This window comes from Rhodanobacter sp. C06 (assembly GCF_002001105.1).
In the GTDB taxonomy this organism is placed as follows: Bacteria; Pseudomonadota; Gammaproteobacteria; order Xanthomonadales; family Rhodanobacteraceae; genus Rhodanobacter_A.
On the sequence record NZ_MUNP01000045.1, the window covers coordinates 14,587 to 26,119 of the forward strand.

The following is an 11,533-nucleotide window of genomic DNA, read 5'->3' on the forward strand; positions in this document are numbered from 1 at the left end:
CGAGGCAATGGATCGAACTCTTTCTTCGAATGTTCGCCAAATCTGCACGCCGGCCTCCATAAGTGAAATGGGAAAAGCAAAAAATAGCTTTGACCTACATGTTCCGCCGATACTCCCCACCCACGTCATACAACGCGTGGCTGATCTGCCCCAGCGAGTTGTACTTCACCGCCTCCACCAGCTGCTCGAACACATTCTTCCGCTCACGCGCTGTGTCCTGCAAGCGCTTCAGGCTCTCCGGCGCCAGTGAGTTGCGCGCCACGCCGAACGCCTTGACGTTCGCAATCTGCTGCCCCTTCTCCTCCTCCGTCGACCGAATCAACTCGATCTCGGTCGCGATCTCCCCACCATGATCCTTCGGCAGGAAGGTATTGACCCCAATCAACGGCAACGACCCATCATGCTTCTTGTGCTCGTAATACATCGACTCTTCCTGGATCTTGCCGCGCTGATACATGGTGTCCATCGCGCCGAGCACGCCGCCGCGCTCGCTGATCGCCTCGAACTCCTTGTACACGGCCTCTTCCACCAGGTCGGTGAGTTCCTCGACCACGTAGCTGCCCTGCCAGGGGTTCTCGTTGAAGTTCAGCCCGAGCTCCTTGTTGATGATCATCTGGATCGCCACCGCGCGACGCACGCTTTCTTCGGTAGGCGTGGTGATCGCTTCGTCATAGGCGTTGGTGTGCAGCGAGTTGCAGTTGTCGAACAGCGCGTACAGCGCCTGCAGCGTGGTGCGGATGTCGTTGAACTGGATCTCCTGCGCGTGCAGCGAGCGGCCTGAGGTCTGGATGTGGTACTTCATCATCTGGCTGCGCGCGCTGGCGCCGTAGCGCTCGCGCATGGCGCGGGCCCAGATGCGGCGGGCCACGCGGCCGATCACGGTGTATTCCGGGTCCATGCCGTTGGAGAAGAAGAACGACAGGTTGGGCGCGAAGTCGTCGATCTTCATGCCGCGCGCGAGGTAGTACTCCACGATGGTGAAGCCGTTGGACAGCGTGAAGGCGAGCTGGCTGATCGGGTTCGCGCCGGCTTCGGCGATGTGGTAGCCGGAGATGGAGACGGAGTAGAAGTTGCGGACCTTGTGCTCCACGAAGTACGACTGGATGTCGCCCATCATGCGCAGGGCGAATTCGGTGCTGAAGATGCAGGTGTTCTGCGCCTGGTCTTCCTTGAGGATGTCGGCCTGCACGGTGCCGCGCACGGCGGCCAGCGTCTCGGCCTTGATCCGCGCGTAGGTCTCCGCATCCACCAGCTGGTCGCCGGTGACGCCTAGCAGGCCCAAACCCAGGCCGTCGTTGCCGGTGGGCAATTCGCCGGAATACTGCGGGCGGCCGTTCGGATACAGCGCGGCGATGGTCTTTTCCGCCGCGGCCCAGCGCGCGGGATCTTCCTTGAGGTATTTCTCCACGTTCTGGTCGATCGCGGTGTTCATGAACATCGCCAGGATCATCGGCGCGGGGCCGTTGATGGTCATCGACACCGAGCTGGTGGGCGCGCTGAGGTCGAAGCCGGAGTACAGCTTCTTCATGTCGTCCAGCGTGGCGATGTTGACGCCGGAGTTGCCGATCTTGCCGTAGATGTCGGGGCGCGGCGCCGGGTCTTCGCCGTACAGGGTGACCGAGTCGAACGCGGTGGACAGGCGCGTGGCGGCGCCGCCCTGGCTGAGGTAATGGAAGCGGCGGTTGGTGCGCTCGGGCGTGCCCTCGCCCGCGAACATGCGGGTGGGGTCTTCGCCGCTGCGGCGGTACGGGTACACGCCGCCGGTGTACGGGTAGTGGCCGGGCAGGTTTTCCTTGCCGAGGAACAGCAGCTGGTCGCCCCAGCTCGCGGTCTTGGGCGGCGCGACTTTCGGGATCTTCTGGTGGCTCAACGACTCGCGGTAGTTCTCCACGCGGATGGTCTTGTCGCGCACCTTGTATTCGTTGACGTCCTTGGTCACCGACTCGCGCAGCTTCGGCCAGTCGCGCAGCAGGTGGATGGACTCGTGGCTCAGTTCCTTCAGCGCGGCGTTGTAGCGTTGGCGGAGGAGCAGGAGGGTGCGGTCGATGGTGTGCTCGTCATTCCGGCGAAGGCCGGAATCGCTCTTCGGTTGATCGTCCGTGGGGGATGCGATCCCGGCCTGCGCCGGGATGACTGTTGGTGAAGGTGAGGCGGCATGCAAATCCTCGCTGCGGTACAGCTCCAGCGGCTTGGGCAGCTTCGCGTCGCCCAGTTCCTTCAGCGACTCGTAACAGTGCTGCGCCTTGCTGGCGGCTTCCGACTGGTGCGCGACGGATGCGTTGATGCCGCGGCCCTGCTCGGCGATCTCGGCGAGGTAGCGCACGCGGGCGCCGGGAATCAGCACGGTGGCGCGCGGTTCCTTCAGCGTGGTGTCGAGCTGGGGCTTCCAGTCGCAGCCGGGGGAAGAAAGGGAGTCAGAGTCACTTTTCGACCCGCCATCTGGAACCTTGTCCGCACCCGCGCTCGAAAAGTGACTCTGACCCCTTTTCTTGTCGCGCATCAGCCGGCACAGGTTGGTGAACATCCAGGTGACGCCGGGGTCGTTGAACTGGCTGGCGATGGTGGGGTACACCGGCACGTCCTCGTCCTTGATGGTGAACGCGGTGTGGTTGCGCTTCCACTGCTTGCGCACGTCGCGCAGCGCGTCCTCGGCGCCGCGGCGGTCGAACTTGTTCAGCACCACCAGCTCGGCGAAGTCGATCATGTCGATCTTCTCCAGCTGGCTGGCCGCGCCGTAGTCGCTGGTCATCACGTAGACCGGGAAGTCGACCAGGTCGACGATCTCCGAATCGCTCTGGCCGATGCCGGCGGTCTCGACGATCACCAGGTCGTAGGGCTGCGCCTTGAGGAAGTCGATGCAGTCGTGCAGCACCGCGTTGGTGGCGGTGTGCTGGCGGCGCGTGGCCATGGAGCGCATGTAGACGCGGTGGCTGCGCAGCGCATTCATGCGGATGCGGTCGCCCAGCAGCGCGCCGCCTGAACGACGACGCGTCGGATCGACCGCGAGCACGGCGATGCGCATCTCGGGGAACGCGTGCAGGAAGCGCAGCAGCAGCTCGTCCACCACGCTGGACTTGCCCGCGCCGCCGGTGCCGGTGAGGCCCAGCACGGGCGTGGCCTTGCCGGCCAGCTTCCACTGCTTGCGCAGGTGGTCGAGGTCGGTGGCGGAAAGCTTGCCCTCCTCGATCGCGCTGAGCATGTGGCCGATGGAGATCTCGTCGTCCACGTTCACCTTGGATTCGGCGGTGTCGGGCGTGCGCTGCGCGGCGGCCTTGCCGGCGCGCTGCATCACGTCCTCGATCATCTCGACGAGGCCGAGCTTCATGCCGTCGTTGGGGTGGTAGATGCGCTCCACGCCGTAGGCCTGCAGCTCCTTGATTTCCTCCGGCGTGATGGTGCCGCCGCCACCGCCGAACACGCGGATGTGGCCGGCGCCCTTCTCCTTCAGCATGTCCACCATGTACTTGAAGTACTCGACGTGGCCGCCCTGGTAGGACGACAGCGCGATGGCGTCGGCGTCTTCCTGCAGCGCGGCGCGCACCACGTCCTCCACCGAGCGGTTGTGGCCCAGGTGGACCACCTCGGCGCCCTGGCTCTGGATGATGCGGCGCATGATGTTGATCGCCGCATCGTGGCCATCGAACAGGCTGGCCGCGGTGACGAAGCGCAGCGGGGTGGTCTCGGTTTGCGTGGCGCCGGCGGGGACGTGCTTGGCGGGGGAACTCATGGCGACTCCGACATCGTGTGCTTGAACCCGCCGATTCTAGTGGTTCGTCCCCGCGCCCGCTGGTGCACCGCCACATGCGCGGCGGCAAGGATCGGTCTATTTGGGGTGCCAGCGCTCGTCCTCGCCCTTGGCGTAGCCCTGCTTTACCGCCGACCAGGCCACCTTGCGCGCCGTTTCCTCGCGCGACTCGTCGCCGCGGCGCTTGTCCACGTCGGCGTATTCGTCCCAGGCGTGGTTGAACGCTTCCTTGTAGATCTCCTGGGCGTGTTTCGGCAGGTGGTCACGCACCGCATCGGGCAGCTGGCTGATGGTTTGGTAAGGCATGGCGGGCTCCGCGGGGACGGGGCTGCCAGCTTGGGGGATGCGGGATAAAGCGGCCGTCAAGCGACGGCGATGGTTCAGTGCACGCCGGCACCGGGATCATCGGGCGTGGGCTTCCTTTCCAGCGCCCGTTTCATGGCCGCGGCGCCCAGCTCCACGTTCTGGCGGATGGGTTCGGCCAGTTCGTCCGGCAGGACGTCGGTGATCCAGACCAGGCGCGTGCGACGCGCGCCATCAGCAAAGACCTGGAAGGACGCGTTGTGGTGCGCGGCCCGGCCGCCGACGGAGGCATAGACGAAGCGGCGGGCGTCATGGTCGAGCGTGACGATCAGCTCGCGCGCCACCAGGCCGTTGGCGAAGGTGACGATCCTGGCGTTGCCATCCAGCCGGGTGTCGACCAGCACACCCGGCACGAGGCGTTCGTGGGCCGCGCCGACGTCGCTGATGGCCGCCCACACGTCGTCGGGATCGGCATCCAGCAGGATGTCCTTGCATATCGAGGCCACGACGCTTCCTCGTCAGCTGATTGCGTTTTGCAGCGGGGTCAGCCGCCCAGCGTGTCGACGGAAGTCCAGGTTGGCACCCAGGTCTTGCCGCCGTCCGTCGAGATGGCCCAGTCCTGCCGGCAGGATTTCGCTGTGATGCCCGACCAGACGTTGCGGGTCAGCACGGTCTTGCCCTCGACCTCGTCCATGCCGATAAAGGTGCCCACGCCGCCCTTGAATTCGCCCACCATCGGCGGGGCCAGCGTGCCGGTCTTGCTGTTCGCGAAGTAGACCCGCCACTGCCGGGTCTTGCGGTCGTACAGGCGCAACGCGAGGTCCTCGACATGGCCGCCGGGCCCGTCCACTTCGAGCTGGCCGATATTGGCCCAGTCGTCCCATACGCGATACACCGCATGCGTGCCGCCCAGGTTGCTCCACGCGCCGGGTGATGCGAGGGGATTCAGCACCGCCCGGATCCGGGTCGACCAGCGCCCCGTGTTGAAGTCGAAGTCGTGCTCCGGCCCGGTGCCCTGGGCGTGCGGCACATCGTAGTCGGGCGCCTTCTTCAGTCGGGTAAGTTGCGCCACGAAGTTGGTGACCCAGGTCTTGCCGCCGTCGGTCGAAGAGGCGATCTCGTAGTGGTAGGAGTCCGGCGTGATGGCCGACCAGATGTCGCGTTCGAGGACCTTCTTGCCAGCGACCTCGGTCAGGCCATGGAACACGCCACGACCGTTGGCGAACTCGCCGTACGAAGGCTCCTGCATGGTGCCGTCGCTGCTGCCGGCGAAGTGCTCGCTCCATTGCCCGGACTTCGGGTTGTAGAGGAACAACGTCACGCCCTGGAAGTGGCCGCCGGTTCCCGCGGCTTCGATCTTCTCGATGTTGGCGCGCCCGTTCCACAAGGGTTGGTCGATCACGGTTCCGTTGAATTCGGTCCATGCGCCGACGCCCGATGCGGTGACGTCCCGGCTCTTGATGTGGGTACGCCAGGTGCCGAAATGGAAGTCGAAGGCGTGCTGCTGGTCGACACCCTGCGCCGCATCCGCGGCCGATGGCGTCGGCCAGGCCATCGTCGTGGCCAGGGCAAGCAGGCAGGTCTGCCAGATCGTGGTTGCGCGCATGGGGTTTGTCCTTCCGCAGGGAATCGGTGTCGACGTCAATGGACGTAGTTGATCGCGATGGCCGGGGTCACCGAGCGCGTCGCGTTGTGGCCGCCCACGATCACGCGCGCGCCCAGCAGCACGCCGAGGTTCGCGCTGAAGTTGTATTCGACCGCCGGGGCGTAGCCGTAGGCGTCGCTGGAGCCGGCCCGCAGGTGCACGGGTGTGGGCAAGGCATCGACCGGGTCGGCGCTGCCATCGACGCGGGTGGCCGCGCCGTGGCTGCGGAACAGGTCCAATGCCAGCACCCAGCGGCGGGTGAGGCTGTATTCGAACGAGGTGCCGATGTAGAACGCGTCGCCCGGACGGGCCGTGCCGCGGAAACCGGGGGCGGTGCCGTAGACGCTGGCGCCGGTCACGTCGGCATCGCCGTTGAACGTGCGGGTGAGGTTGAGCCGCACCCGCAGCAGGCGGCCGTTCGGCATCCAGAAATAGCTCTGCGCGTTGAGGCCCAGCGTGGTGGCCCAGGCACCGCCGCCCATGCCGTCGCTGGCACGCGCGAGGCGGTCGTAGCGGCCGGTGGGCACGGTTTCCTGCAGTTGCACGGCGAGCGTGGGCAGCCAGCTGCCTTCGTGGAAGCGGGTGAGCCGGTACTGCGCCTGCAGGATCTGGTCACCGAGGCCGATGCCCGAGCTGCCCGGCCCGTTGCTCACGCGGTTGTAGCCGATGATCGGGATCAGGCCCACGGTGAGCCGGTCGGTGAGCCCGTACAGCACGTAGGCGCGCGAGCCGAACGCGTCCGAACCCTTCGAGGTGACGTCGTAGAAATAAGGCTCGATCAGCATGTGCCCGGTCGGCAACGTCTCGGCGGAGTTCGCCAGCATCGGGCCGGTCCACCAGGCGTCGTCCAGCGCCTGGCGCGGCGGGCCGGCGTCCTGCGCCACGGCCGCGCCGATGCCCAGCAGCGCGGCGCACAGCGCCGCGAGGCGGCGCGCCGTCCACCGCGCCCTTTTCACCTGCCAACGCATGACCACCGACACCTCCGTCGCCTGTCCGTAGCGCGCAGACTAGGCAGGCAAGTGGTACGAGCGAATAGCCACCGGGCGAGAACATGACATGACCACTCGACAAGGCGTGACGAAGCCCGTGCCTACCGGCTTGGTGCCGGCGATCGCGCTGGAAGGCGGCGGGCCGATCTACCAGCAACTGGCGGAATGGTTCCGCCGTGCGATCGCCGAAGGCCGGCTGCGACCGGGCCAGCGCGTGCCCTCCACGCGCGCTCTGGCCGGCGAACTGGGCGTTTCGCGCCTGCCGGTGCTGGGCGCCTACGAACAGCTGCATGCCGAGGGTTATCTGGAGAGCTTCACCGGCGCGGGCACCTGCGTGGCCGCGGCAATCCCGCACGAGGGCGCGGGCACGCCGCAGCGGCGACCGCCGCGCGCAGCGATCGCAACCGCTCCTTCGGCGCCGCGCCGGGTCGCCGCGCGCGTGGCGGCGATGGCCGCGCCGCCGCAGAGCTGGCTGGAAAGCCAGGGCGCGTTCCGCGTGGGCGTGCCCGCGCTAGCCCACTTCCCGCACGGCGTGTGGTCGCGCCTGCTCAGCCGGCATGCGCGCCACGTCGGCGCCGACGCGCTGGTCTACGGCGACACCATGGGCCACGCGCCGCTGCGCGAGGCGATCGCCGAATACCTGGCGACGGTGCGCGCGGCGCACGCCGGCGCCGCACAGATCCTGATCACCAGCGGCGCGCAGCACGGCCTGCAGATCTGCGCGCACGCGCTGCTCGACCCCGGCGACCGCGCCTGGGTGGAGGAACCCGGCTACCCCGGCGCGCACCAGGCGCTGGGAACCGTGGGCGCCCTGCCCGTGCTGGTGCCGGTGGATGCCGAAGGGCTGGACGTGGCCGCGGGCATCCGTCGCGCGCCGACCGCGCGGCTGGCCTACGTCACGCCCTCGCACCAGTTCCCGCTGGGCGCCACGTTGAGCGCGGCGCGGCGCATCGAGTTGCTGCAGTGGGCGGCGCGCACGGGCAGTTGGATCGTCGAGGACGACTACGACAGCGAATACCGCTACGGCAGCCGGCCGATCGCCGCGCTGCAGGGGCTGGATGCCGACGCGCGGGTGATCTACGTGGGCACCTTCAGCAAGGTGCTGTTTCCCGCGCTGCGGCTGGGTTACCTGGTGGTGCCAAAGGACCTGCTGCCGGCGTTCCGCGCGGCCCGCGACGCGCTGGATACCTGCTCGCCGATGCTGCCGCAGAGGGCGCTGCACGACTTCATCCGCGAAGGCCACTTCGCGCGACACATCCGCCGCATGCGCATGCTGTACGCGGCGCGGCGTGCGGCGCTGCAGGCGGCGATCCAGCATCACCTGCCCGGTGCGCTGGAGATCGTGGGCGCCGAGGCAGGGATGCAGCTGACTGCGCTGCTGCCCGACGGAATGGACGACGTCGCGCTGTCGCAGCGGGCGGCACAGGCCGGCGTGTCGGTGCGACCGCTGTCGCCGTGCTATCGCGGTGACGTGAAACGCAGCGGCCTGATCCTGGGCTACGGCAGCGTGGACGAGCGCGCCATCGAGGAAGGCGTGCGCCGGTTGCGGAGTTGCCTGTAGGAACCTCTTTGGTTGTCACTCTTGCGGAAGCAGGAATCCGGTACCGTTGTGAGCTGGGGCATAGGAATCGCAGGGCCTGCGCCCGCCGAAACGGGTTCGTCATGAGCCCGCTTTCGGTTTGGAGCGGACATCAGAAGGCAGGGCCGAAGATCTTCTGGGGAACGCACATGGTGAACTTTGATTACTGGTTCAATCAACCGTGGGTCCAATTGCTTTGTTTCATTGTTTTCACATGCATCACGGTCAGGGGTCTTAAGACTGGGGGCGCGACGCTCGTCTACAAAACATATAAAAGGTCCAAGGACCCGGAGCTTTATTGGGCTGGAATAGCTACTAACGCGTTGGCCGCTGCTGCCATGCTCTTTCTTCTTGTTCATGGACTCACCAACTGGCTAGACGTATGACATGGCGTACATAGCATGCCCGCTTTCGACCCACAGTGAACTTTGGCTGCATACACAGGATTTTCGGGAATCATTCAATACGCGCTTGACCCCGACAGGGCCAGCCTTTCGGCTGTTGAAAAGCAACACACTAGGCCGACGAGGGTCTTCAAGTTTCCTGTAGTAAACAGCGCTCAAGCCACGCCGAACGGCAGTTCGCTCGTGCCGACCACGCGCTCGCCCACCGCTTCGCCGCGCACGAAGGCCAACGCGGCGTTGATCGTGTCCGGCGCGTCCAGCACGCGGCGATGGCCCAGCCCCTCGGTGCTGAGCAGGCGTGCGCCGGGCCAGTAGCGGGCGTAGCGCTCGCCCTCGCTCCACGGCACGTCGGCGTCGTCGAGGTCGTGCACGATCAGCGCGGGCTGGCCCAGCGCGGGCAGGTGGCGATACACCTCCAACTGCTCCACGCCGATGCCGGTGCGGCGCAGCAGCCAGTCGTAGAAGGCCTGGCGCAGGTGTTCGCCGAGGCGCACTAGATGGAAGTAGCGGCTGGCCGCGTCGGCCATGTCGGCGGCGGGCGCCACCAGCACGAGGCGCTGCGCGTGCCAGTCCTCGTCCTGCGCCAGCACCAGCGCGGCGGCGCCCAGCGAATGCCCCACCGCCAGCGCGGCCTCGCCGTAGTGGCGGCCGACCGCGCGGATCGTGGCGGTGAATTCGGGCAGCGTGCACAGCCGGCCGCTGCTGCGACCGTGGCCGGGCTGGTCGAACGTCACTACCGCGTAGCCCAGCGCGCGCAGGCCGTCCACCCATGGCTGGAAGCGCAGGCCGAAGCTGGACCAGCCGTGCGCGAGCAACGCATACGGCTGGCGGGCCGGGTCGCCCCAGACGTAGGTGGCGATGCGCTCGCCGCCGATCTGCAGTTCGCCGCGCCGCATCGCCGCATCCTCCGGCGTCGCCAGCGCGCGGCTGCGGCTGCTGGCGAACGGCGTGGCGAACAGCTGCGCGGCGCGGTCGGCGGTGCGCTTCGGCACCAGCCGGCCACCGAGCATGAAGCCGGCGCGCAGCGCGCCGAGACGCAGACGGGTGGAAACGGAAGCGGCATGTGGGGACATGGGGAGCGCCTCGTGCGGGAAGGGGTCAGGGTTGCCAGCTGCGCCACAGGCGCTCGAATGCCGCGGCGGTGTGTCGCTCGGCCTCGTCGTAGCCGAACAGTCCGCCGTCATGGTGCAGGCCGAGCAGCAGCGCGTAGATCTCGAACGCGAGCTGGGCGGTGTCGGTGTCGGCGCGCAGGTGGCCCTCGGCCACCGCCTGCGCGATCGCCTTCTGCAGCTCGCGGCGCCAGCCGGCCTGCTGCGCCACCACCGCCTCGTGCAGCGCGCCGTCGCGGCCGTCGTACTCGCTGGCGGCGGAGAGCAGCACGCAACCGCTCTGGTGCTTGCGCGCCCACGCGAACCAGTGCGCCACGATCGCGCGCAGGCGCGGCAGGCCGCGCGGCTGCTTCAGCGCGGGCAGCAACACGTGCGCCATGAAGCGCCGCGCACCCAGGTCGAGCACGGCCAGCTGCAAGTCCTCGCGCGAACCGAAGTGGGCGAACACGCCGCTCTTGGACATGCCCACGTCGGCCGCCAGGGTGCCGATGGACAGCCCTTCCAGCCCGTCGCTGCGCGCCAGCACATAGGCGTGGTCGAGGATGGTGTCGCGGGTGGCGGCGCGCTTGCCGGCGGGAGTCACGGTTTCCATGGGTGCAAAAAATAGCACGACCGTTCGTTCTTTGCCATGACGACGAACCGATATGCCCCGCGATGCCCGGGCGGTCGTCACGTCGGCCACCCACCCGAACCTGAACGCGCCTCCGGACACGCGTCAACACGTCGCCGCAGGGCGGCGTTTTCCGTACCGCACGCCGCCTTTCGCGGCGATCACGGAGAGCACGATGAATCGCAAGTCTTCCGCCCTGATCCTGTCCGCCGCGCTGGCGCTGGCCGGCGCCGGATTCGCCGCTGCGCCCGCGGCACAGGCCGTGCCGCAGGTGTCGGTCGGCGTGGGCGTGGGCATCGGCGTGGCTCCGCCGCCGCCACGCTTCGAACGAGCGCCGCCGCCGCGTCGCGGCTATGCCTGGGCGCCTGGCTACTGGTCGTGGAGTCCGCGCCTGCATCGCCACGTGTGGGTGGGCGGCCGCTGGATGCGCGTGCATCCGGGCTACCACTACATGCCCGCGCGCTGGCAACAGGGACCGCGCGGCCACTGGCATTTCAGCGCCGGCTACTGGGCCCGCTGAACATGCAACAACCTGCGACGCGAGCGGCGATGCCGCGCCCGTTTCGTCGCAGTTTTCGCCCCCTAGACTCACCGTCGCTTTCCATGGCGCGGCAACGCCATCCACGCTTCACCACACCCAACGAGGGGAACCCATGTCGTCACGTCTTGCAGGTCTGCTGATCGTCTCCGCTGCCGCCGCGGTGGCGGCCGGTTGCGTCGAGGAGCGCCCGGTCTACCACCCGCGCCCGGTGCAACGCGAAGTGATCGTGGAGCGCCAGGCGCCGCCACCGCCGCCCGAAGTGGTGGAAGTGATCGCGCCGCAACCGCCGCCGCCGCGCATCGTTGAAGAAGTGCCGCCGCCGCGCCGCGGCTATGTCTGGGTGCATGGCTACTGGCGCTGGGAGCACGGCCGCTACATCGCGGTGGCCGGCCACTGGCGCGAGGCGCGTCCCGGCTACCACTACGTGCACCCGCACTGGGAGCAGCGCAACGACGGCTGGCACTTCCACGTGGGCGTGTGGGTGAACGACTGAGGCTGCATCTTGCGATCATCCTTGATCGCGAAGATCAAACGGGCGGCCTTCCCTGGCCGCAATCAGTGAAGTTTCTTTGCGATTACCTGATCGCGGACATCCGACGAGTGGCCAC

General features: G+C 67.7%; 10 protein-coding genes. 3 read left to right on the forward strand and 7 right to left on the reverse strand.

What is annotated here, in order from left to right; translation table 11 throughout:
* Positions 1-94 precede the first annotated feature (94 nt).
* The 5 genes from B0E52_RS08530 to B0E52_RS08550 all read right to left on the reverse strand — a co-directional run bounded on the left by B0E52_RS08530 (position 95) and on the right by B0E52_RS08550 (position 6,661).
* Complete coding sequence (locus B0E52_RS08530; protein ID WP_077483410.1) at positions 95-3,727, reverse strand: methylmalonyl-CoA mutase family protein; 3,633 nt, start codon at positions 3,725-3,727, stop codon at positions 95-97.
* A gap of 96 nt (positions 3,728-3,823) precedes the next feature.
* Complete coding sequence (gene chaB / locus B0E52_RS08535) at positions 3,824-4,051, reverse strand: putative cation transport regulator ChaB (protein WP_077483411.1); 228 nt, start codon at positions 4,049-4,051, stop codon at positions 3,824-3,826.
* A 74-nt stretch (positions 4,052-4,125) separates the two neighbouring features.
* Positions 4,126-4,554, reverse strand: coding sequence for an SRPBCC family protein (locus B0E52_RS08540; protein WP_077483412.1), 429 nt, complete (start codon positions 4,552-4,554; stop codon positions 4,126-4,128).
* Positions 4,555-4,592: 38 nt separating this feature from the next.
* Complete coding sequence (locus B0E52_RS08545; protein ID WP_077483413.1) at positions 4,593-5,654, reverse strand: hypothetical protein; 1,062 nt, start codon at positions 5,652-5,654, stop codon at positions 4,593-4,595.
* Positions 5,655-5,689: 35 nt separating this feature from the next.
* On the reverse strand, positions 5,690-6,661 hold the full coding sequence (locus B0E52_RS08550) for a transporter (RefSeq protein ID WP_077483414.1): 972 nt from the start codon (positions 6,659-6,661) through the stop codon (positions 5,690-5,692).
* Positions 6,662-6,749: 88 nt separating this feature from the next.
* Between B0E52_RS08550 and B0E52_RS08555 the strand changes: the two genes are divergently transcribed.
* Positions 6,750-8,243 (forward strand): PLP-dependent aminotransferase family protein, encoded by a 1,494-nt coding sequence (locus tag B0E52_RS08555; RefSeq protein WP_077483415.1) that lies wholly within the window; start codon positions 6,750-6,752, stop codon positions 8,241-8,243.
* Positions 8,244-8,820: 577 nt separating this feature from the next.
* Here B0E52_RS08555 and B0E52_RS08560 read toward each other — a convergent pair.
* Positions 8,821-9,738, reverse strand: coding sequence for an alpha/beta hydrolase (locus tag B0E52_RS08560; RefSeq protein WP_077483416.1), 918 nt, complete (start codon positions 9,736-9,738; stop codon positions 8,821-8,823).
* A gap of 25 nt (positions 9,739-9,763) precedes the next feature.
* Complete coding sequence (locus B0E52_RS08565; RefSeq protein WP_077483417.1) at positions 9,764-10,366, reverse strand: TetR/AcrR family transcriptional regulator; 603 nt, start codon at positions 10,364-10,366, stop codon at positions 9,764-9,766.
* A gap of 193 nt (positions 10,367-10,559) precedes the next feature.
* On the opposite strand from B0E52_RS08565, the gene B0E52_RS08570 reads away from it, so the two are divergent.
* Positions 10,560-10,904, forward strand: a complete 345-nt coding sequence (locus B0E52_RS08570; protein WP_077483493.1) for a YXWGXW repeat-containing protein — start codon at positions 10,560-10,562, stop codon at positions 10,902-10,904.
* A 133-nt stretch (positions 10,905-11,037) separates the two neighbouring features.
* Positions 11,038-11,418, forward strand: a complete 381-nt coding sequence (locus tag B0E52_RS08575) for a YXWGXW repeat-containing protein (RefSeq protein WP_077483418.1) — start codon at positions 11,038-11,040, stop codon at positions 11,416-11,418.
* Positions 11,419-11,533: the final 115 nt, after the last annotated feature.

Excerpts from the sequence above, each read along its gene's own strand:
- B0E52_RS08575 (WP_077483418.1), top strand. The coding sequence starts at position 11,038 with ATGTCGTCACGTCTTGCAGGTCTGCTGATCGTCTCCGCTGCCGCCGCG.
- B0E52_RS08555 (WP_077483415.1), top strand. The coding sequence starts at position 6,750 with ATGACCACTCGACAAGGCGTGACGAAGCCCGTGCCTACCGGCTTGGTG.
- B0E52_RS08530 (WP_077483410.1), bottom strand. The coding sequence starts at position 3,727 with ATGAGTTCCCCCGCCAAGCACGTCCCCGCCGGCGCCACGCAAACCGAG.
- chaB (WP_077483411.1), bottom strand. The coding sequence starts at position 4,051 with ATGCCTTACCAAACCATCAGCCAGCTGCCCGATGCGGTGCGTGACCAC.
- B0E52_RS08570 (WP_077483493.1), top strand. The coding sequence starts at position 10,560 with ATGAATCGCAAGTCTTCCGCCCTGATCCTGTCCGCCGCGCTGGCGCTG.
- B0E52_RS08545 (WP_077483413.1), bottom strand. The coding sequence starts at position 5,654 with ATGCGCGCAACCACGATCTGGCAGACCTGCCTGCTTGCCCTGGCCACG.
- B0E52_RS08560 (WP_077483416.1), bottom strand. The coding sequence starts at position 9,738 with ATGTCCCCACATGCCGCTTCCGTTTCCACCCGTCTGCGTCTCGGCGCG.
- B0E52_RS08565 (WP_077483417.1), bottom strand. The coding sequence starts at position 10,366 with ATGGAAACCGTGACTCCCGCCGGCAAGCGCGCCGCCACCCGCGACACC.
- B0E52_RS08550 (WP_077483414.1), bottom strand. The coding sequence starts at position 6,661 with ATGCGTTGGCAGGTGAAAAGGGCGCGGTGGACGGCGCGCCGCCTCGCG.